This is a genomic window from Nocardia sp. NBC_01730 (assembly GCF_035920445.1).
Lineage (GTDB): Bacteria > Actinomycetota > Actinomycetes > Mycobacteriales > Mycobacteriaceae > Nocardia.
Window position 1 is genome coordinate 8,541,697 of record NZ_CP109162.1, and the last position, 22,222, is coordinate 8,563,918.

The 22,222-nt window shown below is 67.0% G+C and carries 20 protein-coding genes and 2 pseudogenes; 17 read left to right on the plus strand and 5 right to left on the minus strand.

Annotated elements, in window-relative coordinates; translation table 11 throughout:
• Positions 1 to 50 precede the first annotated feature (50 nt).
• The 9 genes and pseudogenes from OHB12_RS35345 to OHB12_RS35385 all read left to right on the plus strand — a co-directional run bounded on the left by OHB12_RS35345 (position 51) and on the right by OHB12_RS35385 (position 11,723).
• Entirely contained in the window at positions 51 to 668 is a 618-nt protein-coding gene (locus tag OHB12_RS35345) for an ANTAR domain-containing response regulator (protein ID WP_327114735.1), read from the plus strand.
• Positions 669 to 857: 189 nt separating this feature from the next.
• Positions 858 to 2,099, plus strand: coding sequence for a branched-chain amino acid ABC transporter substrate-binding protein (locus OHB12_RS35350; protein WP_327114737.1), 1,242 nt, complete (start codon positions 858 to 860; stop codon positions 2,097 to 2,099).
• Positions 2,100 to 2,183: 84 nt separating this feature from the next.
• Positions 2,184 to 3,221, plus strand: a complete 1,038-nt coding sequence (locus OHB12_RS35355) for a branched-chain amino acid ABC transporter permease (protein ID WP_327114740.1) — start codon at positions 2,184 to 2,186, stop codon at positions 3,219 to 3,221.
• A complete protein-coding gene (locus tag OHB12_RS35360) occupies positions 3,218 to 4,630 on the plus strand; it encodes a branched-chain amino acid ABC transporter permease (protein WP_327114742.1) in 1,413 nt (470 codons plus the stop codon). The genes OHB12_RS35355 and OHB12_RS35360 overlap by 4 nt, the downstream gene beginning before the upstream one ends.
• A pseudogene (locus OHB12_RS35365) lies at positions 4,627 to 5,580 on the plus strand (ABC transporter ATP-binding protein); the annotation flags it as partial. The gene OHB12_RS35360 and the pseudogene OHB12_RS35365, both read left to right, overlap by 4 nt.
• A 183-nt stretch (positions 5,581 to 5,763) precedes the next feature.
• A complete protein-coding gene (locus tag OHB12_RS35370) occupies positions 5,764 to 6,459 on the plus strand; it encodes an ABC transporter ATP-binding protein (RefSeq protein WP_327121773.1) in 696 nt (231 codons plus the stop codon).
• A 50-nt stretch (positions 6,460 to 6,509) separates the two neighbouring features.
• Positions 6,510 to 8,186 (plus strand): DUF885 domain-containing protein, encoded by a 1,677-nt coding sequence (locus tag OHB12_RS35375; RefSeq protein ID WP_327114744.1) that lies wholly within the window; start codon positions 6,510 to 6,512, stop codon positions 8,184 to 8,186.
• Between the two features lie 124 nt (positions 8,187 to 8,310).
• On the plus strand, positions 8,311 to 11,055 hold the full coding sequence (polA, locus tag OHB12_RS35380; protein WP_327114746.1) for a DNA polymerase I: 2,745 nt from the start codon (positions 8,311 to 8,313) through the stop codon (positions 11,053 to 11,055).
• A 173-nt stretch (positions 11,056 to 11,228) separates the two neighbouring features.
• Positions 11,229 to 11,723 carry a beta-class carbonic anhydrase gene (locus OHB12_RS35385; RefSeq protein ID WP_327114748.1) on the plus strand — a complete coding sequence of 165 codons (495 nt, stop codon included), beginning with the start codon at positions 11,229 to 11,231 and terminating at the stop codon, positions 11,721 to 11,723.
• Positions 11,724 to 11,797: 74 nt separating this feature from the next.
• Here OHB12_RS35385 and OHB12_RS35390 read toward each other — a convergent pair whose 3' ends face one another.
• A complete protein-coding gene (locus OHB12_RS35390) occupies positions 11,798 to 12,106 on the minus strand; it encodes a DUF6191 domain-containing protein (protein WP_327121775.1) in 309 nt (102 codons plus the stop codon).
• A 422-nt stretch (positions 12,107 to 12,528) separates the two neighbouring features.
• Here OHB12_RS35390 and OHB12_RS35395 point away from each other — a divergent pair, with 422 nt between their 5' ends.
• On the plus strand, positions 12,529 to 12,966 hold the full coding sequence (locus OHB12_RS35395) for a 2-keto-3-deoxygluconate kinase (RefSeq protein WP_327114749.1): 438 nt from the start codon (positions 12,529 to 12,531) through the stop codon (positions 12,964 to 12,966).
• Between the two features lie 159 nt (positions 12,967 to 13,125).
• Here the strand turns inward: OHB12_RS35395 and trxA are convergent, their stop codons facing one another.
• Together trxA and OHB12_RS35405 are read right to left on the minus strand one after the other, a co-directional pair.
• Positions 13,126 to 13,494: a thioredoxin gene (gene trxA / locus OHB12_RS35400; RefSeq protein WP_327114751.1), complete on the minus strand. Its 369-nt coding sequence runs from the start codon at positions 13,492 to 13,494 to the stop codon at positions 13,126 to 13,128.
• Positions 13,495 to 13,542: 48 nt separating this feature from the next.
• Positions 13,543 to 14,073 (minus strand): 2'-5' RNA ligase family protein, encoded by a 531-nt coding sequence (locus tag OHB12_RS35405; protein WP_327114753.1) that lies wholly within the window; start codon positions 14,071 to 14,073, stop codon positions 13,543 to 13,545.
• Between the two features lie 63 nt (positions 14,074 to 14,136).
• Between OHB12_RS35405 and OHB12_RS36575 the strand changes: the two are divergent.
• The 4 genes and pseudogenes from OHB12_RS36575 to OHB12_RS35430 all read left to right on the plus strand — a co-directional run.
• Positions 14,137 to 14,596 (plus strand): annotated as a pseudogene (locus tag OHB12_RS36575) (isocitrate/isopropylmalate family dehydrogenase); the annotation flags it as partial.
• A 347-nt stretch (positions 14,597 to 14,943) separates the two neighbouring features.
• Positions 14,944 to 15,807, plus strand: coding sequence for an ABC transporter substrate-binding protein (locus OHB12_RS35420; protein WP_327121777.1), 864 nt, complete (start codon positions 14,944 to 14,946; stop codon positions 15,805 to 15,807).
• Between the two features lie 3 nt (positions 15,808 to 15,810).
• Positions 15,811 to 16,770 carry an amino acid ABC transporter permease gene (locus OHB12_RS35425; RefSeq protein ID WP_327114755.1) on the plus strand — a complete coding sequence of 320 codons (960 nt, stop codon included), beginning with the start codon at positions 15,811 to 15,813 and terminating at the stop codon, positions 16,768 to 16,770.
• Between the two features lie 32 nt (positions 16,771 to 16,802).
• Entirely contained in the window at positions 16,803 to 17,555 is a 753-nt protein-coding gene (locus OHB12_RS35430) for an amino acid ABC transporter ATP-binding protein (protein WP_327121779.1), read from the plus strand.
• Positions 17,556 to 17,620: 65 nt separating this feature from the next.
• On the opposite strand, the gene OHB12_RS35435 is transcribed toward OHB12_RS35430, so the two are convergent.
• The gene (locus OHB12_RS35435; RefSeq protein ID WP_327114756.1) at positions 17,621 to 18,520 is read right to left on the minus strand and encodes a LysR family transcriptional regulator; all 900 of its coding nucleotides are present in this window, start codon (positions 18,518 to 18,520) and stop codon (positions 17,621 to 17,623) included.
• Positions 18,521 to 18,590: 70 nt separating this feature from the next.
• Here OHB12_RS35435 and OHB12_RS35440 point away from each other — a divergent pair, with 70 nt between their 5' ends.
• The 3 genes from OHB12_RS35440 (at position 18,591) to OHB12_RS35450 (ending at position 21,085) form a co-directional block, all read left to right on the plus strand.
• Entirely contained in the window at positions 18,591 to 19,943 is a 1,353-nt protein-coding gene (locus OHB12_RS35440) for an FAD-binding oxidoreductase (RefSeq protein WP_327114757.1), read from the plus strand.
• 87 nt (positions 19,944 to 20,030) lie between these two features.
• Positions 20,031 to 20,915: an SPFH domain-containing protein gene (locus tag OHB12_RS35445; RefSeq protein ID WP_327114758.1), complete on the plus strand. Its 885-nt coding sequence runs from the start codon at positions 20,031 to 20,033 to the stop codon at positions 20,913 to 20,915.
• Between the two features lie 11 nt (positions 20,916 to 20,926).
• Positions 20,927 to 21,085 (plus strand): toxin-antitoxin system HicB family antitoxin, encoded by a 159-nt coding sequence (locus tag OHB12_RS35450; protein ID WP_327114760.1) that lies wholly within the window; start codon positions 20,927 to 20,929, stop codon positions 21,083 to 21,085.
• A 145-nt stretch (positions 21,086 to 21,230) separates the two neighbouring features.
• On the opposite strand, the gene OHB12_RS35455 is transcribed toward OHB12_RS35450, so the two are convergent.
• Positions 21,231 to 22,076 (minus strand): class I SAM-dependent methyltransferase, encoded by an 846-nt coding sequence (locus OHB12_RS35455; protein ID WP_327114762.1) that lies wholly within the window; start codon positions 22,074 to 22,076, stop codon positions 21,231 to 21,233.
• Positions 22,077 to 22,222: the final 146 nt, after the last annotated feature.

The window sequence follows — 22,222 nt, forward strand, 5'->3', positions numbered from 1 at the left end:
GCGGTCTCACGGTGTGTCGGGACAGGCATCGGAACCAGAGGGGTCTACCTATGAGCACAGCAGCTGGGGGCGCCGGCACGAAGCGGGGCGCCGGGGCGAAGCGGGTCGTCGTCGCCGAGGACGAGGCGCTCATTCGCATGGATCTGGTCGAGATGCTCACCGAAGAGGGTTATCAGGTCGTCGGCGAGGCGGGCGATGGCCAGCAGGCGGTCGATCTCGCGGTGGAGCACCGGCCGGATCTGGTCATCATGGATGTGAAGATGCCGCGCCGGGACGGTATCGATGCGGCGGCGGAGATCGCGTCGAAACGTGTTGCCCCTGTGGTCATTCTGACCGCGTTCAGTCAGCGGGATCTGGTGGAGCGGGCGCGCGACGCGGGTGCGATGGCCTACTTGGTGAAACCGTTCACGAAATCGGATCTGGTGCCTGCCATCGAATTGGCGGCGAGCCGCTTCCACGAGATCACGGCGCTGGAGAGCGAGGTGGCGAATCTGGCCGATCGGCTGGAGACGCGCAAGCTGGTGGAGCGTGCCAAGGGTGTTCTGATGCAGACCCAAGGCCTTTCGGAACCACAGGCGTTCAAGTGGATTCAGCGCACGGCAATGGATCGGCGGACGACGATGAAGGCCGTCGCCGAGGTCGTGTTGGAGAATCTGACTCCCAAGTGACATCGGCTTGTGGCATCGGCCGAAGAATTTACTCGGACGAAACACGATCGTGAACAAGAGTTCGACACGATGTCCCGCGCATGATGCGAATGTGATGCGGAAATAACGTACCAACGCTATGTTCTGACCGGGCTGACGTGGTCGGCCTCCTCGGTGATCCCGGGGGAGCACAGAACTTAGAGGTGAAACGTGCTTAGTTCGACATGCCGGAGTCGTACGACGCGAAGTGTTCTGGTCATCGGCGCTGCCGCCGCGCTGGTGCTGACAGGCTGTAGCGACAAATCCACGAGCAGTAGTTCGGATTCGTCGGGCAGCAATGGTTCGGGCGGTCTGTCCATCCAGCCGGTCATGCAGGTCGACCAGCAGGGCAAGGAAGTGCCGAAGGCTGACACGGCCAAGGCAGCCGATCCCGCAGGCGACGGCAAGGCGACTTGCGCCCCCGGCACGGCCATCGCCATGGCGGGCGCGCTGACCGGCCCGGATGCCGCGCTCGGCATCAATATCGTGAACGGCGTCAAGCTCGCCCTCGACCAGCACAACAAGGCGAACCCTGGGTGCAAGGTCGAGCTGAAGCAGTTCGACACCGAGGGTGACCCGCAGAAGGCCACCCAGGTGATCCCGCAGATCGTCAACGACAAGTCGATCGTCGGCCTGGTCGGTCCCGGGTTCTCCGGGGAGACGAAGGCGACCGGAAAGATCCTCAGCGACGCGGGCCTGGTCTCGGTTACCGCGTCGGCGACCAACGCGACGCTGACCCAGAACGGCTGGACCAGCTTCTTCCGCGGTCTGGCCAATGATGACGTGCAGGGCCCTTCGGTGGCGAAGTACCTGGTCAACACCGAGGGCTACAAGAAGGTCTGCGTCATCCAGGACAACACCGACTACGGCACCGGGCTGGCGAGGTCGATCACCGAGGGACTCGGCTCCGCCGCTGACCCGGCCTGCGCCGCCAGCATCAAGAAGGGCGACAAGGACTTCTCCGCGACGGTCACGAAGGTGGCGGGCGCGAATCCGGACGCCATCTTCTACTCCGGCTACTACTCCGAGGCCGCCCCGCTGGCCCAGCAGCTGAAGTCCGGCGGTGTGAAGGCGGTCTTCGTCTCCGCTGACGGCACCAACGACCCGCAGTTCGTCGCACAGGCGGGTAGTGCGGCCAAGGGCGCGAAGCTGTCGTGCCCGTGTGGTCCTGCGCCGGAGGAGTTCGCCAAGGACTACGAGGCGCCCAACGGTCAGGCGCCGGGCGTCTACTCGGTCGAGGCCTACGACCTGACCACGATCCTGTCCAAGGGCATCGACAGCGGCAAGGTGACCCGCCCCGATCTGCTCGAGTATGTGCGGACGTACGACGGTGCCGGCCTCGCGCGTCAGTACAGGTGGGACCCGAACGGTGAGCTGTCGAACGCACTGATCTGGGTGTACGAGGTCAAGTAGCCCCGAATTCCGACACAGCACGTATGGGGCGAATCCCCATACGTGCTGTTGTTCGGTGGGCCGATGGATGAGGGCAGAAAACGAATGAATTCAATGGCATTGGCCGACACAGTACAACTCGTCGGCGGCTCGATCGACTTCAACTATCAAGGGTTGATCGATAGTTTCTGGCGACTGACCGTCGACGGAGTGACCTACGGCGCTATCTATGCCTTGGTCGCCGTTGGCTACACCTTGGTCTACGGCGTATTGCGGCTGATCAATTTCGCCCACTCGGAGATATTCATGCTCGGATTGTTCGGGCAATTGATCGGGTTGATGATCTTCGGATTCGTCGCCAGTCCCGATGTCTATACCCAGGGTGTCGTGTTGACCGTCATATATCTCGGGCTGGCGATGATCGTGGGTATGGCGATATCCGGCGGTGCGGCCGTCGGATTGGAGCGGGTGGCCTATCGCCCGTTGCGCAGGCGGAGTGCCAAACCGCTGAGCTTTCTGATCACCGCGATCGGCATGTCGTTCGTGCTCCAGGAACTGGTGCACTTCGTGCTGCCGAAGATCGATCCCGATCTCGGTGGCACCAACGCGCAACAGACGATTCGGCTCGTCGAGCCGACTGTGCAGTTCAGCTTCGGTGGCGCGGACGTCACCAACATCATGCTGCTCATCGTGATCGCGGCGGTGGTGCTCGCGATCGTCACCGAGGTTCTGATCAATCGGACCAAGTTCGGTCGCGGCATCCGCGCCGTGGCCCAGGACCCGGACACCGCGACGCTGATGGGCGTGTCGCGGGAGCGGGTCATCATGCTGACCTTTCTCATCGGCGGCGTGCTCGCAGGAGCGGCGGCGATGCTGTACACACTCAAAATCCCGAACGGGGTCATCTACTCCGGCGGGTTCATTCTCGGCATCAAGGCGTTCAGCGCTGCGGTGCTCGGCGGAATCGGCAACCTGCGCGGCGCGCTGCTCGGCGGTCTCGTGCTCGGCGTGGTCGAGCAGTACGGCCAGATCCTGTTCGGCACCGAGTGGCGAGATGTGGTCGCGTTCGTGGTGCTCGTCCTGGTGCTGATGGTTCGCCCGACCGGCATCCTCGGCGAGAGTCTCGGAAGGGCACGCGCATGACCGACACGACCAAGACCGCGCCGGAACCCGGGCGACACGGCCTCGGCGACACGCTCCGTACCTGGTGGGATGGTCTCAGCAGGCCCGCGCAGTGGGGCGTCGGCGTCCCGATCCTCTTTCTGCTCGCGCTGCTCCCGCTGTTCCCTCCGCCGCTGTTGGATACCCCGTCCTACAACTTCGGTCTGGTGATGGCTCAGGTGGCGATGTACGCGTTGCTGGCCATTGGCCTGAATGTAGTGGTCGGGCAGGCTGGCCTGCTCGACCTCGGCTATGTCGGTTTCTACGCCGTCGGCGCCTACACCGTCGGCCTGCTCACCAGCCCCAACAGTCCGTGGAATCAGACCGATGGCGGCTGGCTGGATCCGAAGTGGGCATGGCTGGCGTGCCTGCCGATCGCGGTCGCGGTGACCGCGGTCTCGGGTCTGATCCTCGGTTCGCCGACGCTGCGCCTGCGCGGTGACTACCTGGCGATCGTGACGCTGGGCTTCGGTGAGATCGTCCGGCTGCTCGCCGACAACCTCACCGAGCTCACCAACGGTAGCCTCGGCCTGTCCGGCGTGGCCTATCCGCACGTCGGCGCGTCCGCGAGCAAGCCGGAAGGCGTGTTCTCCGGCGGCAACAGCGGCAACCCGGACAGTGCGAACATCCTGGATCGCGCCAGCTACGGCACCTACTGGTATTGGTTCGGCATGGTTCTGGTGATCCTCGTGCTGCTGCTGGTCGGCAACCTGGAACGGAGCCGGGTCGGCCGCGCCTGGGTCGCCATCCGCGAGGACGAGGACGCGGCCGAGATCATGGGCGTTCCGACGTTCAAGTTCAAGCTGTGGGCCTTCATGATCGGCGCCGCGGTCGGCGGCATGTCCGGCGCGATCTATGCCGGTCAGGTGCAGTTCATCAACCCGACCGGATTCAACATCATCAACTCGATGCTGTTTCTGTGCGCGGTGGTCATCGGTGGCCAGGGCAACAAACTCGGGGTGATCTTCGGCGCATTCGTCATCGCCTATCTGCCCGCGCGGTTGCAGTCGGTGAATCTGGTGAGCAACGAGTCGACCGGGTATCTCCTGCTGATCATCGACGCCGTGGTGTTCGTCGCCTTGTTCGCGGGCTGGAAGCTGCTGGGCGACCGGCTCGGCGGGTGGCCGCGACGAGGGGTGATCACCGGCATGGTGGTCACCGGCGTGCTGGCGCTGCTGCTGCTCGGTAGCGTGCTGTTGTTCCGCAAGGGCGGTGCGCAGTCGCTGGGTGACCTCAAGTATCTGTACTTCGGACTCGCGTTGGTGGTGATGATGATTCTGCGTCCGCAGGGTCTGTTCCCGGTGCGGCAGAAGCTGCTCACCTACGGCAGGCAGGTGTACCAGGCCGTACGCAGACCGGTCCCGAGCGAGCCGATCGGAGCGGGACGATGACCGGGCCTGGCGCGGGTGACGCGCTGTTCGACAACGAGGATATGGCAGCGGGCTACGCGGCCGAGCCGGAGGTGGAGAGCGCGGGCACGGTCGACGTGACCGCCGTGGTCCCTGGTCTGGCCGATGCCGAGACCGTCGCGGAAGTCGTCGCGCCGCGTCGGGAGATCGAGACCGCCGTCGGTGCTCCGCTGCTGCGGACGGACGGCCTCACGGTGAAGTTCGGCGGCCTCACCGCACTGGACGACGTCAGTTTCGAGATCCGCCGTGGCGAGATCCTCGGCCTGATCGGACCCAACGGCGCGGGCAAGACCACCTGCTTCAATGCGATCACCGGTATCTACCAGCCCGCGTCGGGACTGGTGTACTTCGACGGCAAGCCGCTGACGAAGACCAAGCGCAACACGATCACCCGGCTCGGCATCGCGCGCACGTTCCAGAACGTGCGGCTGTTCGGTGAGATGACCGCGCTGGAGAACGTTGTGGTCGGTACCGACGCCAGGCACAAGACCTCGGTGCCCGGTGCGGCGTTGCGCACACCGCGGCATCGGCGCGAAGAACGCGACGCGATCGAGCGCGGCATGGCGCTGCTGGAGTTCGTCGGCATCGCGCCGCGGGCGGTGGAGAAAGCCCGCAATCTATCCTACGGCGATCAGCGCAGGCTGGAGATCGCCCGCGCGCTCGCCACCGAGCCGAAACTGCTGTGCCTCGACGAGCCGGCGGCCGGGTTCAACCCGAGCGAGAAGTCCGCGCTCATGGACCTGATCCGCAAGATCCGCGACGACGGGTTCACGGTGCTGCTGATCGAGCACGACATGCGGCTCGTCATGGGCGTGACCGACCGGATCGTGGTGTTGGAGTTCGGCCGCAAGATTGCCGACGGGCTGCCCGCGTACATCCGGGACAATCCGGCCGTGATCGCGGCGTACCTCGGTGTCCCGGACACCGAGGTCATCGAATCCGGCAGGGAGGCGAGCGAAGAGCAGGGCGCGCCCGCTGTGGGAGCGGCGCCCCGGCCGGACGAGGCCACGGGCATGCCGCCGACGGCCGCGGAGCCGCGCCCGCGGGCCGGCGTGTTCCGCAAACCGGACGAGCGCGACGCCGGTGCGGACGCCCCGCTGCTCGAGGTAGAGGGCATGGTCGTCAACTACGGCAGAATCCAAGCGCTGCACGGGATCTCGCTGAGGGTGGCTGAGGGCGAGCTGGTCACCCTGCTCGGTGCCAACGGCGCGGGCAAGACGACGACCATGCGCGCGATGTCCGGGCTGCTGCCGTTGACGCGCGGCCGAATCCTGTTCGAGGGCCGCGACATCACCCAGATGAAGGCGCACGAGCGGGTGACCCACGGGCTGATCCAGGCGCCGGAGGGCCGGGGTGTCTTCCCCGGCATGACGGTGCAGGAGAACCTCGATATGGGTTGCTACGGACGGGGTTTCAAGCAGAAGGCCGAGTACGACCGGACGCTCGAATGGGTGTTCGATCTGTTTCCGCGGCTGCGCGAGCGGCGCAAACAGGTCGGCGGCACGCTCTCCGGCGGCGAGCAGCAGATGCTGGCCATCGCCCGTGCACTGATGGCCCGGCCGCGGCTGCTGCTGCTCGACGAGCCGTCGATGGGCCTGGCACCCATGGTGATCCAGCAGATCTTCCGGATCATCAGTGAGATCAACCAGCAGGGCACCACCGTGCTGCTGGTCGAGCAGAACGCGCAGCAGGCGCTGGTCCGCAGCCACCGTGCCTACATCATGGAGACCGGTGCGGTCACCAAGACCGGCGGTGGCCGCGAACTGCTCACCGATCCCGCCGTCAAGTCGGCCTACCTCGGCGTCGGGTAGGGCTGCGAACCTCGGTGCCGCGCGGCCTTGCTCGAGGCATGATCGTGATCATGGATGGTCATGACGAGCTGATGGGCCTGGCCGAGCGGTACTGGGACAGCGTGCTCGAGGCGGCGCCGAGCGAAGCGACCCTGCTCGGCGACCGCCGATTCGACGACCGGATCGAGGATCTGTCCGTCGAGGCGGAGCAGCGGCTGCTGTCGACCTGGCGCGACCTGCTGCACGCGGTCGATGCCCTCGACGCCGACCGGTTGGGCCGCACCGACCGCATCACCCGCAGCCTGCTGCGCACCGAGCTGAGCGGCGCGGTGGAGCACCTGGAGTGGCGGCCGGTGGAGTTGGCGTCCGACCAGATGAACGGCGTGCACGCTTTGATGCTGATGGTGGCGCCGCAGATCAACGCACCCCGGCCGGAGAACGCACTGGCGCTGGTGCGGCGCTACCGGCAGTTCGGTGACCTGCTCGGGCAGGCCGTGGATCGGTTCCGATCGGGTCTGGCGGCAGGACGCACACCCGCGCGGATCACCATCGAGCGCTCGCTGAACCAGCTCGACGGCTACCTGGCCTCCGACCACACCGCCGACCCGTTCGTCACCTTCGCGGGACCGGAAGGCTGGGATGGCGAGGCCGACTGGCGCGCTGAATTGGCCGAGGTGTCACGAGATGTCATCCGGCCCGCGTTCCAGGTCTACCGCGACGCGCTGTACGACGAGCTGCTGCCCGTGAGCCGCCCCGACGACAAGCCAGGGCTGTGCTGGCTCGGCGCCGACGGCGAGGACATCTACGGGCGGCTGCTGCGCCACCACACCACGCTGCCCGACCTCGGCGCCGAGGAGATCCACGAACTCGGCCTCGCCGAGCTGGCGAAGCTGCGCGAAGAGTACGCCACCGTCGGCGCGCGACTGTTCGGCACCGGGGACCTCGGCCAGGTGTTCGCCAGGCTGCGTGACGATCCCGAGCTGTGCTATGCCGACGCCGAGCAGATCATGTTCGACGCGCGCAGGGCGCTGTCGCTGGCCACGGCCGAGATGGACAACTGGTTCGGCCGGCTGCCGAAGGAATCCTGCGACATCGTGCCGGTACCCGAGTTCCTCGCCGCGGATTCGCCGGCGGCGTACTACTTCCCGCCCGCCGCCGACGGGTCGCGGCCGGGCACCTACTTCGTCAACCAGCACCATCCCACCGGCCGCGGCCGCTACGAGACGGCGTCGGTGGCCTACCACGAGGCGATTCCCGGCCACCACCTCCAGCTCACCATCGCGAACGAGCTCGACCACCTGCCACGCTTCCAGCGCCAATCGTTCGCCAACACCGCGTTTGTCGAAGGGTGGGCGCTCTACACCGAGCGGCTGGCCGACGAGATGGGTTTGTACGAGGACGATCTCGGACGCCTCGGCATGCTGGCGGGAGACTCCTGGCGCTCGTGCCGTCTCGTGGTCGACACCGGTTTGCACGTGAAGGGTTGGAGCAGGCAGCAGGCTATCGACTTCATGGTGGCCAACGCGCCGGTCGGGCTCGGCGAGATCACCGTGGAGGTGGACCGCTACATCGCGATGCCGGGGCAGGCGGTTGCCTACAAGGTCGGCCAGCTGGAGATCCGGCGCCAGCGGGTGGCGGCTACCGAACGGCTCGGCGCGGACTTCGACATCAAGTCATTCCACGATGTGGTGCTCGGGTCGGGGTCGGTGAGCCTGCCCGTCCTGCGCGAGCTGGTCGCGATGTTGTGAGCGGCGCCACGCGCGCCGTCGATTCTGGGCACGCTTCCGCGTGTGCGGTCCTTCCCCACAGCGGCGTGTGGCTGGTGGGTGTCGCCGTACCGCCGTGTCGGTGGCGGTCCTTAGACTCTGGGGCGTGAGTTCACCCACGACCGCTTCGCGTCCCGCCCCCGCCTCCGGCTCCAGCGATCCCGCGTCGGGTGACCAGCCGACGCTGCTGTTGCTGGATGGGCATTCAATCGCCTATCGCGCGTTTTTCGCGCTACCGGCGGAGAACTTCAAGACGGTCACCGGGCAGACCACCAACGCGGTGTACGGCTTTACCGCGATGCTGATCAACCTGCTGCGCGACGAGAAACCGACGCACGTCGCCGCCGCGTTCGACGTGTCGCGCCAGACCTTCCGCGCCGAGGCATACCCGGAGTACAAGGCCAACCGCAGCACCACGCCGGACGAGTTCCGCGGGCAGGTCGAGCTGACCAAGGACGTGCTCGGGGCGCTGGGCATCCCGGTGATGGCGATCGACGGCTTCGAGGCCGACGACATCATCGCCACGCTCACCACCCGGGCGGTGGCCGAGGGCTTCCGGGTGCTCATCGTCACCGGTGACCGGGACTCGATCCAGCTGGTCGACGACAACGTCACCGTGCTGTACCCGCGCAAGGGCGTCTCCGACCTCACCCGGTTCACCCCCGAGGAGGTGATGGCCAAATACGGCCTCACCCCGAACCAGTACCCGGACTACGCGGCGCTGCGCGGCGACCCGAGCGACAACCTGCCCGGCATCCCCGGCGTGGGTGAGAAGACCGCCGCCAAGTGGATCCGCGAGTACGGTGATCTGAACACGCTGGTCGACAAGGTCGACGAGGTGAAGGGCAAGGTCGGCGACGCGCTGCGCGCCAACCTGAGCAGCGTGGTGCTCAACCGGCAGCTGACGGAGCTGATCCGTGACATGCCGCTGCCCTACACGCCCGACCAGCTGGCGCAGGCGCCGTGGGACCGCGGCAAAATCCACCAGCTGTTCGACGACCTCGAATTCCGCGTGCTGCGCGACCGGCTGTTCGAGACGCTGGCCCCGCCGGCGCCCGAGGCCGACGCCGGTTTCGAGATCAGTGGCGGCGCGCTGGAGATCGGCGCGGTCGCCGCCTGGCTCGCCGACCACGCGAAACCTGGTGTGCGCCATGGTGTCTCGATCATCGGCGCCGGCACGCCCGGACATGGTGACGCGCGTGCGCTCGCGATCGCGGCGGGCGACGGCGAGAGCGGCTATATCGACGTCACCGTGCTCACCCCGGAAGACGAGGCCGCGCTGGGCACCTGGCTGGCCGATCCGGCCGTGCCCAAGGCGCTGCACGAGGCCAAGGCCGCCGTGCACGCCCTACGCGGGCGCGGCTGGACTCTCGGCGGCCTGACCAGCGACACAGCGCTGGCCGCCTACCTGGTCCGTCCGGGCCAGCGCACCTTCAACCTCGACGACCTTTCGCTGCGCTATCTGCATCGGGAGCTGCGCGCCGAAACCGATGAGACCCCACAGCTGTCGCTGCTCGACGACGAGGACACCGTCGACGCCGAGCTGGCGCGGGCGCAGATGCTGCGCGCCCGCGCGGTCGCGGATCTCGCCGACGCGCTCGACGAGGAGCTGCGCAAGATCGAATCCACGCCGCTGCTCGCCGAGATGGAGCTGCCGTTGCTCGGCGTGCTGTCCACACTGGAGGACGCGGGCATCGCGGTGGACACCGAGCAACTCCAGACACTGCAGCGCCAGTTCGCCGACCGGGTCAACGAGGCCGCCGACGCGGCCTACGAAGTGATCGGCAAGCAGATCAATCTCGGCTCGCCCAAGCAGCTGCAGGTGGTGCTGTTCGACGAGCTGGACATGCCGAAGACCAAGCGCACCAAGACCGGGTACACCACCGACGCGGACGCGCTGGAGTCGTTGTTCGAGAAGACCGAGCACCCGTTCCTGGAACATCTGCTCGCGCACCGCGACGCCACCCGGTTGAAGGTCACCGTCGACGGCCTGCTCAAATGCGTCGCCGACGACGGCCGCATCCACACCACGTTCAATCAGACGATCGCCGCCACCGGTCGCTTGTCCTCGACCGAGCCGAATCTGCAGAACATCCCGATCCGCACCGACACCGGCAGGCAGATCCGCGACACCTTCGTCGTCGGCTCCGGCTACCAGTCGCTGATGACCGCCGATTACAGCCAGATCGAGATGCGCATCATGGCGCACCTGTCCGGCGACGCGGGCCTGATCGAGGCGTTCAACTCCGGCGAGGATTTGCACAGCTTCGTCGCGTCGAAGGCGTTCGACATCCCGATCGCCGAGGTCGGCCCGGAGCTGCGCCGCCGGATCAAGGCGATGTCCTACGGCCTCGCCTACGGTCTGAGCTCCTACGGACTCTCCGCGCAACTGAAGATCAGCAACACCGAGGCGAAGGAGCAGATGGATGTCTACTTCGACCGCTTCGGCCGGATCCGCGACTACCTGTACGAGGTGGTCGAGCAGGCGCGCAAGGTCGGCTACACCGAGACGCTGTTCGGGCGCCGCCGCTATCTGCCCGACCTGGACTCGGGCAACCGGCAGCGCCGCGAGTCGGCTGACCGGATGGCGCTCAACGCCCCGATCCAGGGCACTGCGGCCGACATCATCAAGGTCGCGATGATCAACGTGCACAACGCGATCCGGGCCGCCGGACTGCGCTCCAGAATGCTGCTGCAGATCCACGACGAATTGCTGTTCGAGGTCGCCGAGGGGGAGCGGGAGACGCTCGAGGCGCTGGCGCGCGAGCAGATGTCCTCGGCGATCAGCCTGTCGGTGCCGCTCGAGGTCTCCGTCGGTGTCGGCCGCAGCTGGGACGCCGCCGCGCACTGAGCCCATCGATCAACGCGGCAGGCCGGATCCGATCGGACCGGTCCGCCTCGTCGAGACCGCCGCGCCAGTAAACGAATCACGATGAGCATGACCCGTGTCCCGCTATGCTCGACCACCTACCGTGAGGCACGTCACATGTAGAGAGGCATGCATGCCAAGCGGAGGGATTGCCGATGACTGTCACCGATCAGTACCTGGAGAACAACGCGGCCTACGCGAGTACCTTCCAAGGCCCGCTGCCGCTGCCGCCCTCGAAGGGCGTCGCCGTGGTGGCGTGTATGGACGCGCGGATCAACGTCTACGACGTGCTCGGCCTCGCCGAGGGCGAGGCGCACGTCATTCGCAACGCGGGCGGCGTGGTCACCGCCGACGAGATCCGCTCGCTGGCCATCAGTCAGCGGCTGCTCGGCACCCGGGAGATCATTCTGATTCACCACACCGATTGCGGCATGCTCACCTTCACCGACGATGATTTCAAGGCCGCCATCGAGCAGGAGACCGGGCTCGAGCCGGAGTGGTCGGCAGAGGCGTTCGCGGACCCGGAAACCGATGTGCGCCAGTCGATCGCGCGCATCGTGTCCAGCCCATTCGTGCCGCATAAGGCCTCGATCCGCGGCTTCGTCTTCGATGTCGCCACAGGCAAGCTGAACGAGGTCATCGCCCGCTGAGCGACGAACACCACAGTGCGAGAGCGGGTTCCGGGTGGAGGCGCCCGGAACTCGCTGCCATGTGCGATGTTTCGCTACGGCTGATGCCGGACCAGGCGCGCCGAACCAGAGGTGAGATCCACCTCGTCACGTGGCGGCGCGCCGTCGGACTTGTCTTCCTTGTGCATCAGTGTCGTCATCCGCTGCTCGAACTCGTGCTGCTTCGAACCCTGGAATACCGCCGTCACCTCCTCGAAGCCCACGGCCGAGACCGGGCGGCCCGATCGTTTGCGGGTCCAGGGCAGAACGCGGCTTCCGGTGAGCTTGTTCCAGGTGACTTCGACAAAGGCGAGCCCGATGAGCAGGATGGACAGGCCAGGGATGGTCATGGCGAGGAGACCCATGTCCACTGACAGTACCTTCGCAGTCCCGCGGTCGCCTGAACTGCGCGAACGATACTCGCCAGTAGACAAATCGGGCGCAGAATGTAGTTGCCATCGCGGCGCGATGTCCCTATTCTCAAGCGCGTGCCGAATCCCGCCGCCCGCCGTAGCGCAGCGCTCCATGTCGCAGACCGCGACAGCGTTGAGCCGATGGCGTCGCTCACCGGGCCCTCTGTGGTTTCGCAGGCTACCGCCTCCGAGCCCGGGGCCGGCGCCGGGCTAGATCCGCTCACCGCGATGGTGACGTGGCGGCGACTCCTCGTAGTAGCCCGCCGTAGCGGGGTCTGATTCGGGCCGGCCCCTCGCTGCGGGCTGTTCGACTTGTTAGTGCTGGTCCCCTCTGTCAACTGAACCGCGACATTCTTCGGGAAGACCTACTTTCAATGACCATCCTGACTCTGGATACAGACACGTTCCATACCGCCGCACCGAAGGGCCTTCGCGCTGAATGCACTGGTCTGACCTCGGCGGAGTTCCACAGTCGCTACTGCGACCACGGCGGTCCGATTCGGCTCGGCGACTGGTCTCCCGCGGGTAGCCGCACCGCCGAGTTCACCGCGACGCTGGAATTCGGTGGCTATCCGAAGACTGTCATCGCCACCGGCAGCCCGGTCGCGGCGATGACCTCGGCTCTCTATGAGGAGGGCTACCCAGTGGAGATCCTGCAGTTTCACCAGCGGCGCACCGCCGAAGGCACCGCTACGTTCGTGCAGTGCGAGTGCGATGGCAGGCGCGGCTGGGGTGCGGCGCTCGCCGACGACGGCGCTGAATCGACGGTCCGTGCCATGATCGCGGGCGTCAACTTGCTCGGCGCTCAGTGATATAGGCCGCGGTGCGTGGGGCCCGCGAAACGCCCGCGGCGCTTGCTGTTGGCGTCGAGACATGAGTCGGGCCCGGGTACGGCTTGTGCCGTAGGGCATCCGCGTCCGTGCCCGACTCGGTTCCACTGCGGCGCAAGGATTTCCGGCGCCGCCGCGAAGCTACTTTTCGGCCTGCTGCTCGGCGAGTTGCTTGCGCACGTCGTCCATGTCCAGCGACTTGACCTGAGTGACCAGGTCCTCGAGCGCGGCGGGCGGCAGCGCGCCGGGCTGCGCGAACACCAGCACACCCTCCCGGAAGGCCATGATGGTCGGGATGGAGCGGATGTTGGCGGCCGCCGCGAGGCCCTGCTCGGATTCGGTGTCGACCTTTCCGTGCACCACGTCGGGGTGCTTGTCGGAGGATGCCTCAAAGGTCGGTGCGAAGCTCTTGCACGGACCGCACCAATCGGCCCAGAAATCGACGAGTACCACGTCGTTTCCGGTGACGATCTCATCGAAGTTCTGCTGGGTCAGGGTCTGGGTGGCCATGACGTCCTCTCGTATTCGGTGTGCCAGCTGTAACGCGGGCTGCTTTCGTTATCTTCCACGGCCGCCACGACCGATCCGCCACTCGCGCCGCTGTTCGCCGTCCCACCGACGGATACCCAGCACGGTGGCGGGAAAATCGCGATCGCGCGCGACGGCGTGAATCGCCTCGCCGAGCTGGGGCGCGGGTACCCGCCTGGCCAGCGTGATGTGCGGGGTCCATGCGTCCGGATGGACGTTGCCCGGAATGCCGGGGCATGGCGAGATCGCGTGGAAGATCCGCCGATGTAGCGCGAGCAGCGGCTCGGAGGGCACCACCATCCGCACCAGGATCGGATGGCGCGCACCGAACACAAGTAGCCCGCCGAGCCGCACCGGGATCGGCGGGAAGATCTGCTCGTCCAGCGCCCGCTCGATGCGCGGCCAGATCTGCCTGGCCACCGCGGCGGTGATGTGCGGGCGGTTCGATTCGGCGGTGTTCGCGGCCTGGCTCGGAAGGCCCGCCTCCGCGAGCAACCGCCACTGACGGCGGATCTCCGCGTCGGCGGCCTCATCGAGGAGTAGTTCGACCGACTGCACCATGGTCTCCAAAAGGTAGCCGCATCCGTCGTGCCCGCGGGTCGGTTCCGGCGTGCCGCCGTCGCGCCAGGCGGCGCAGTCCGCAAGCGATTCGGCCTCTACGCCAACATCCGTCCGGCGCGGGCATTCGCGGGCGTGCACGCGGCCACGCCGTACACCGACCTGGTAATCGTGCGAGAACAGCGAGGGCTTCGACGCCGGCCGCAAGATGTTCGCCGGGTCAGGGAGTTCCGGCCGACCCCGGACATCGCGATGTCGGTCGGCGTGGTTACCCGAGTGGTCCTGGCGGGTGTCGTGGCGGTCGTCTCGCCGCTGGCCACCGTCGTTCCGGTTCCCTGAGGGGGGAAAATGCCGGTGGAGCGCGTGAACCGGAGGAAGTCAAATCTTGTCCGACCTGGCGGGGGAGTTGAGTGGATCGCTCGGCTTGGCCGCCTCGCTGAACTGCTCGGCGATCAAGGCCATGGCGCAGGTAGTGCACGGCGCCGCACCGTCGCTAGTCGGCCACAATCGCGCGAACCCGGCCGCTCCGGAGATAACTAGAACACCCCATCCCGCAAACCTCCCGGCTGGATTCCATCCCATCGGCCGGCACGACTCTGTCCTATGGCGGTTATCCGAGACCGACGCATCGGATGGGCTGCATCTCGAAACTGCAGGTCAAGGCCTGACGAGGTAGGGTGTTCCCGCGGCGTACCGCACGCGGGCACCAGGGGTTTGCCACGACTTCGTGTTTCTCTTCCGTTACTGTCCAGCAAAAAGCGCCTCGGTCGCTTAGATTGCCAACGGGTGGTGACACCCTGGTTTCGTATATCCGAAATGTGGAGGGCTGCTGTGTCTGATCGATCGGTACTTGGCAGGCGCGCCCTGCGGGTGATGGGTGTGCTCGCTGCGGGCGCGCTGGTGCTGACGGGCTGTACCACGAACACCGAGGAGTCCGGGCCTACGGCGGCCAAGGTGCAGGTGGACAAGGTCGACGAGATCGCGGCGCAGCTCCCCGACAAGATCAAACAGTCCGGCAAGATCGTCGTCGGCGTGAACATCCCCTACCAGCCCAACGAATACAAGGACGCCAGCGGCCGGATCGTCGGGTTCGACGTGGACCTGATGGATGCGATCGCCTCCGTGCTCGGTGTGCAGGCCGAGTACGTCGAGTCGGCGTTCGAGAAGATCATCCCGGCGATTCAGGCTGGTACCTACGACGTGGGCATGTCGTCGATCACCGACTCGAAGGAACGCGAGCAGCAGGTGGACTTCACCACCTACTTCAACGCGGGGGTCCAATGGGCCCAGCAGAAGGGCAAGCAGGTCGACCCGGACAACGCCTGCGGTCAGAAGGTCGCGGTGCAGGCCACCACGGTGGAGCACACCGACGAGGTGCCCGCCAAGAGCGCCAAGTGCGTCGCGGAGGGCAAGCCCGCCATCGACATCAAGCCGTTCGACGAACAGAGCGGCGCGACCAACGCGCTGATGCTCGGTCAGGTCGACGCCATGTCGGCCGACTCCCCGGTGACGGCGTACGCGATCAAGCAGAGCGACGGCAAGATCCAGAACGCGGGCCCCGTGTTCGATTCCGCACCCTACGGTTGGGCGGTCGCCAAGGGCGCGCCGCTGGCCGCCGTGCTGCAGAAGGCGGTCCAGCACCTGATGGACAACGGCAAGTATCTCGAGATCACGAAGAACTGGGGTGTCCAGGAAGGCGCGATCACAACGTCCGTCATCAACGGCGCCGTGAGCTGATCGATGGCGACGAACGACACTCGCCCGACGCCTGGCGAATCAGGGGCCGGCGGGGCGGACGCGACGCGGGAGCCGGAGCCGATCAAAGCGGTTCCGTTGCGCAGACCCGGTCGCTGGATAACAGCGGCGGTCATCCTGGTCTTGGTGGCGCTGTTCGTCTACGGCGCAGCGACGAACCCGGCGTATCGCTGGGATACCTACTCGAGGTACCTGTTCGACCGCAGGATCACCTCGGGCGCCATCGTCACGCTGGAGTTGACCGTGCTCGCGATGGCCATCGCGGTCGTGCTCGGCACGGCGCTCGCCGTGATGCGTCTGTCGCCGAACCCGGTGTTGCGGGCTTCGGCGTGGGTGTACCTCTGGATCTTCCGCGGCACACCGGTTTTCGTGCAGTTGGTGTTCTGGGGACTATTCCCCTCGTTGTACCGCCAGATCGATCTCGGTATTCCGTTCGGGCCGCAGTTCTTCCAGCTCGATGTGCAGGGCTTGCAGGCCGCGTTCACCTTCGCCGTGATCGGTCTCGGCCTCAACGAGGCCGCCTACATGGCCGAAATTGTCCGGGCCGGAATCAATTCCGTCGGTGAGGGGCAGCGCGAGGCGTCCATCGCGCTCGGCATGTCCTGGGGCCAGACCATGCGCAGGACCGTGCTACCGCAGGCCATGCGCGTGATCATCCCCCCGACCGGCAACGAGCTGATCGGCATGTTGAAGACCACCTCGCTGGTCACCGCCATCCCCTTGTCCACCGACCTCTACGGCCGGGCACGCGACATCTACGGCGTGAACTTCCAGCCGATTCCGCTGCTGCTGGTCACCGCTACCTGGTACCTGGCCATCACCAGCGTGCTGATGGTCGGGCAGTTCTATCTGGAGCGCTACTACTCGCGCGGCGTCTCGCGGCAGCTGACCGCCAGGCAGCTGCAGGAGCTCGCCGACGCCCAGCAGGTGGTGAAGGCGAAATGAGCGTCGACATCGAGAAGACCACGCCCCCTCCGATGATCGTCGCGGACCGGGTCTGTAAGAACTTCGGTGCGCTGCAGGTGCTCAAGGGCGTCTCGCTCGAGGTGGGCCGCGGCGAAGTGCTGTGTGTCATCGGGCCCTCCGGCTCCGGCAAGTCCACCTTCCTGCGCTGCGTCAACCACCTGGAGCAGGTGAACGCGGGCCGGTTGTACGTCGACGGCGAGATCGTCGGCTACCGGGAGAAGAACGGCAAGCTCTACGAGCTGCACCCACGCGACGCCGCCAAGCAGCGCCGCGAAATCGGCATGGTATTCCAGCATTTCAATCTCTTCCCGCATCGGACGGCGTTGGAGAACGTGATCGAGGCCCCCACCCAGGTCAAGAAGATCCGTAAGGCGGACGCGGTGACCAGGGCGCGGGAGCTGCTCGACCGAGTCGGCTTGGCGGAGAAAGCGGGTGCCTACCCGGCGCAGCTGTCCGGCGGCCAGCAGCAACGCGTGGCCATCGCCCGTGCGCTGGCCATGGATCCGAAGCTCATGCTCTTCGACGAACCGACCTCCGCGCTGGACCCGGAGCTGGTCGGCGAGGTGCTCACCGTCATGCGGGAACTCGCGCAATCGGGCATGACGATGGTGGTGGTGACCCACGAGATGGGATTCGCCCGCGAGGTCGCCGACCAGCTGGTGTTCATGGACGGCGGCGTGGTCGTGGAGGCGGGTCCGCCCCGCGAAGTGCTGGCCGCCCCGCGACACGAACGTACCAAGGCGTTCCTCTCCCGACTGCTCTGACACCGGAAGAACGTAGTCGGATGGCACTTGGCGAGTACCGGTGCCGCCATCCGACCGCGTTGGTGTCACGCCTTGGCGTGCAAGCCGATTCGTAGCTGGCCGAGCAGCACCTTGGCGGCGGGGCCGCTGGGACGGTCGGTGCGCCAGGCAAGGGCGAGGCGCCCACGCAGCTCCGGCTCGACGATACGCAGCGTCCGCACTCCGAAGGCCGCCGCCTCACGCGCGGTGAGTTCGGGCACCACGGCGACGCCGAGCCCGTGCGCGGCCAGGCGCAGCAAAAGCGGAGGCGCAGCCGCCTCGTACGCGATGCTCGGCTCGAATCCCGCTGCGGCACAGGCGCGAGAGAAGATGCCGTGAATTCCGGCGCCCGCGGGCAGACAGATCAGGGGCCGATCGCGCAGCGCGGTGAGCGGGACCTGGGCATCGAAGGTTGTGTCGGTCGCCGCGACTGCCGCGACCACCGGTGTCTCCAGCACCACATCGATGCCGATGCCGGGTTCCATTTCCGCGCCGGTCAATCCGATCAGCGCGACATCCAGTTCGCCTCTGGCGAGGGCGGCGAGCATCCGCTCGGACGTGTCTTCGGTGAGGCTGATGCCGACCTGGGGATGGTCGTCGTGGAAATCGGCGAGCACTGCGGCGACATCGAATTCGTCGACCGCCGCTCCCGAGATGAGGCCGACCCGGACCTGTCCGCGCAGCAGGCCGGTGAATTCGTCCACGGTCTGGGTCATGCGCTCGGTCGCGTCCAGCGCCGCCCGCGCATGGGGTAGGACTTCGGCGCCGACTTCGGTCAGCGTCACCGTGCGACCGCCGCGGTCGAACAGCGGCTGGCCGAGCTCGCGTTCGAGCCGGCGGATCTGCGCGCTCAGCCCCGGCTGGGCAAGATGTAGCCGGGCGGCGGCGCGGGTGAAGTTTGCCTCCTCCGCGACCGTCACGAAATAGCGAAGCTGCCGCAGTTCCATAACTGTTGATTATAGATTCCAGAAGAACTATCTGTTGTACTTCTTGTTTCGGATGGAGCATCGTCGAGGCATGGGAAACAACGCCGTACAGGCCATCGACACTTTCACCGGCCCTGTGTTCCGCCCTGGCGACCCGGGCTACGACGAAGAGATCGCCGGTTTTCAGACCGCCTATGCGCACCGGCCCGCCCTGATCGTCGGGGCTGTGCACGCCGAGGACGTCCGTGCCGCCGTGGAATACGCCGCGCGCCACGACCTTCCGATCGCCGTGCAGGCGACCGGGCACGGGCTGTCGGTCGCGGCCGATGGGGGAGTGCTGATCAGCACGCGTCGGATGACCGGCCTCCGGGTCGACCCGGCGACTCGTATCGCGCACGTCGGTGCCGGAGTGCGCGCGGGCGCGCTGGTCGAGGCGGCGGCCGAACACGGGTTGGCACCGCTGAACGGTTCGTCGCCCTCGGTCGGTGTGGTGGGCTATCTGCTCGGCGGCGGTGTCGGGCTGCTCGCGCGTCAATTCGGCTACGCGGCCGAGCGGGTGCGGGCGATCGAGCTGGTCACCGCCGACGGCCGGATGCGCAGGCTGGTACCCGGTGACGAGCTGTTCGGCGCCGTGCTCGGCAGTGGAGGAAACTTCGGTGTCGTCACCGCGCTCGAGGTCGAATTGTTGTCGGTCGCAATGGTGTACGGCGGACAGCTGGTGTTCGACACGCCGCTGATCGAGCGGGCACTGGACGCCTGGCGGCAGTGGACCGCGACCGTGCCGGAGGAACTGACCTCGACGGTCACCATGCTCACCTTTCCGGACATCCCGCAGGTCCCCGCGCCGCTCCGCGGCCGTTATGTGGCGTCGTTCCGGATCGCCTTCAACGGCTCTTCCGAGGAGGGTGAGCGCCTGGTCGCGCCGCTGCGGGCCGTCGGAGAACGGCTGAAAGACGACTTGCGCGCGATGCCATACACCGAGTCGCACACCATCCATAGCGACCCCGACCACCCGCATGCCTACGAGGCCACCAACGCGCTGCTCGGCGCGTTCACCGAGGAGGTGGCCGCCGCCTTGCTGGCCGCCGCGGGTCCGGAGTCCGGCGTCGACGCGGTGGTCGACGTCCGCCATCTCGGCGGTGCGCTGGCCCGGTCGGGCGATGTCGGCATCGCGGTGGACCACCGCGACGCCGCGTACATCGTGCGGGTCATCACCGGGCCCGAAGGCACTGCGGCGCAGGCTCGAGTCCGTGCCGCGCTGGCTGCGTGGACCCTCGGCCACAGTCTCAACTTCCTCTACGGCGCGGGTGCCGATGCCGACGAGGCGCAGACCCGCGCGGGCTACCTGCCCGGCACCTACGCGCGCCTGGCCGCGATCAAGGCGAAGTACGACCCGCGCAACCTGTTCCGGTTCAACCGCAACATCCGGCCCGCCGCAGGGTGAGCACGGGCACCGCGCCGTCGCACCCTGGTGTGGCGCTGCGACCGAGATGCTATCCTTCTGATATCACTCTGATATTGGGAGGATGTCATGCAGTTTCGATCTGCTTTCCGCGTCAACGGCTTCGTGGTGCTGCTGGGGTGGCTCGTGCTCACCGTCCTGTTCGGCGGTGGTGCCGTGCTCGGCTTCGCCGCGGGAGCCAGGAACGGCAACGTGCCCGCCGTGATCGGCGCGGTGCTCGCGACGGTCGTCGTGGTCGTGTTGCTGTTGCTCGCGACCGGTCTGACCGTGGTGAACCCGAACGAGGCCAAGGTGGTCCAGTTCTTCGGACGGTACGTCGGCTCGGTGAGCGAGCCCGGGTTCTTCTCGGTGATCCCGCTGACCGACCGCAAGAGCATCTCGCTGCGCGTGCGTAACTTCGAGACCCAGAAGCTCAAGGTCAACGACGCCGACGGCAACCCGGTCGAGATCGCCGCCGTGGTCGTCTACCGAGTGGTGGACAGCTTCAAGGCCGCGTTCGCCGTCGACGACTATGAGGTGTACGTCGAGACCCAGTCCGAGGCGGCTGTGCGCCATCTCGCCACCACACACCCGTACGACGCGCACGACGCCGACCGCACCAGCCTGCGCGACGGCGCCGAGATCGCCGAGGAGCTCACCGTCGAACTGCGCGAACGCACCGAGATGGCGGGCATCGAGGTGCTGGAGGCCAGGATCACCCACCTCGCCTACGCGCCCGAGATCGCCCAGGCCATGCTGGTCCGCCAGCAGCCCGCCCAGGTCGTCGCGGCGCGAACCCAGATCGTCGATGGCGCGGTCGGTATGGTCGGTCTCGCACTGGAGCGGCTCACCCGGGAGGGCATGGTGGAATTGGACGAGGAACGCAAGGCGTCGATGGTGTCGAACCTGCTCGTCGTCCTGTGTGGTGACCGGCCGACCCAGCCTGTCGTCAACGCCGGTTCGCTCTACTCCTGAGGCGGCAGCCCATGGCTGAGCGCAAGAAACTGCTGCTACGCCTGGACCCGGCCGTCCACGACGCCATCGCGAAGTGGGCGGCCGACGACCTGCGCAGCATCAACGCGCAGATCGAGTACGCGCTGCGGCTGGCGCTGGAACAGGCCGGGCGCAAACCGAATTCGAAGTAGGGTGCAGCGTGCGGTAGGCCTCGAACTCGTGGCCCGCGGCCGACATCGGCCGGCCGCGGGCCGCGAGCCGGGCGCGCCACCGCTCCAGGGCGGCCGACGGTGCCGGTTCGTCGATCGGCTTCCGATCGGCATCACCCCGCATCGCTCACGGCTTCCCCGTGACGAAAATGGCGGTGCCGGGGAAGAGCTCGCCACGCAGGGGGCTCCACTGCCCCCATTCGCGGTCGAGCCATTCCGGCCAGTCCGGTTCGACGATGTCCTCCAGTAGCAGGCCCGCCGCGACGATCTCGCGAACCCGATCGCCGATGGTCCGGTGGTGCTCGACGTAGGTCGGCACGCCCTCGTCGTCGACCTCGACGTAAGGGGTGCGGTCGAAATAGGGGATCTTGGCCGTCAAGCCCGCCGGGCCGGGATCGTCGGGGAAGATCCAGCGCATCGGGTGATTCACCGAGAACACCCAGCGCCCGCCGGGCCGCAGCACCCGGACCACCTCCCGCATCACCAGCGCCGAGTCGGCGACGAACGGGATGGCGCCGAACGCCGAGCACGCGAGGTCGAAGGAGGCGTCGGCGAACGGAAGGGCCTCGGCGCCCGCCTGCACCAGCGGCACCCGCGGCCCGCCGCGCGCCATCGCCGCCTTCCCGCGTTCCAGCATGCTTCGGGATAGATCGAGTCCGATCGGCACCGCACCCTGTCCGGCAAGCCAGCGCGAGCACGGCGCGGAACCGCAGCCGATCTCCAGGATGACCTTGCCCGCCACGTCGCCGAGCAAGTGCATGTCGCCCTCGTGCAGGCCCTCTGGGCACCAGACGAACTCGCCTCCGGGTGAGTCGACGCCGAGGAAATCCGCGTGCGTCTCGTGGTATTGCGCGGCGTCGGCATCCCACCAGCGTCGGCTGGCCAGCTGGCTGGCGTCCGATCCGATCCTGGTCCGGGTCGTGCCCGCCGTCCCGAGTAGTGCATTGGCTTGCGCATGGCGATCTTCCGACACGCCCGTCAGCCTATCGGCGTGGTGGTACTGCCGGTTTGCCCGGCCGGACCGAGGTCGCGTACGCTGAACGCGCGAGTGTCTTCCGTACAACCGTACCGAAGTTCGACCCGTGCTGCATTCCACGCGAGTTGCGTGCGGTACCTTCC

Coding starts and splice junctions, on each gene's coding strand:
- OHB12_RS35425 (WP_327114755.1), top strand. CDS start 15,811: ATGGCGACGAACGACACTCGCCCGACGCCTGGCGAATCAGGGGCCGGC.
- OHB12_RS35385 (WP_327114748.1), top strand. CDS start 11,229: ATGACTGTCACCGATCAGTACCTGGAGAACAACGCGGCCTACGCGAGT.
- OHB12_RS35360 (WP_327114742.1), top strand. CDS start 3,218: ATGACCGACACGACCAAGACCGCGCCGGAACCCGGGCGACACGGCCTC.
- OHB12_RS35435 (WP_327114756.1), bottom strand. CDS start 18,520: ATGGAACTGCGGCAGCTTCGCTATTTCGTGACGGTCGCGGAGGAGGCA.
- OHB12_RS35355 (WP_327114740.1), top strand. CDS start 2,184: ATGAATTCAATGGCATTGGCCGACACAGTACAACTCGTCGGCGGCTCG.
- OHB12_RS35440 (WP_327114757.1), top strand. CDS start 18,591: ATGGGAAACAACGCCGTACAGGCCATCGACACTTTCACCGGCCCTGTG.
- OHB12_RS35420 (WP_327121777.1), top strand. CDS start 14,944: ATGGGTGTGCTCGCTGCGGGCGCGCTGGTGCTGACGGGCTGTACCACG.
- OHB12_RS35445 (WP_327114758.1), top strand. CDS start 20,031: ATGCAGTTTCGATCTGCTTTCCGCGTCAACGGCTTCGTGGTGCTGCTG.
- OHB12_RS35450 (WP_327114760.1), top strand. CDS start 20,927: ATGGCTGAGCGCAAGAAACTGCTGCTACGCCTGGACCCGGCCGTCCAC.
- OHB12_RS35375 (WP_327114744.1), top strand. CDS start 6,510: ATGGATGGTCATGACGAGCTGATGGGCCTGGCCGAGCGGTACTGGGAC.
- OHB12_RS35405 (WP_327114753.1), bottom strand. CDS start 14,073: ATGGTGCAGTCGGTCGAACTACTCCTCGATGAGGCCGCCGACGCGGAG.
- OHB12_RS35430 (WP_327121779.1), top strand. CDS start 16,803: ATGATCGTCGCGGACCGGGTCTGTAAGAACTTCGGTGCGCTGCAGGTG.
- trxA (WP_327114751.1), bottom strand. CDS start 13,494: ATGGCCACCCAGACCCTGACCCAGCAGAACTTCGATGAGATCGTCACC.
- OHB12_RS35395 (WP_327114749.1), top strand. CDS start 12,529: ATGACCATCCTGACTCTGGATACAGACACGTTCCATACCGCCGCACCG.
- OHB12_RS35390 (WP_327121775.1), bottom strand. CDS start 12,106: ATGGGTCTCCTCGCCATGACCATCCCTGGCCTGTCCATCCTGCTCATC.
- OHB12_RS35345 (WP_327114735.1), top strand. CDS start 51: ATGAGCACAGCAGCTGGGGGCGCCGGCACGAAGCGGGGCGCCGGGGCG.
- OHB12_RS35370 (WP_327121773.1), top strand. CDS start 5,764: ATGGTCGTCAACTACGGCAGAATCCAAGCGCTGCACGGGATCTCGCTG.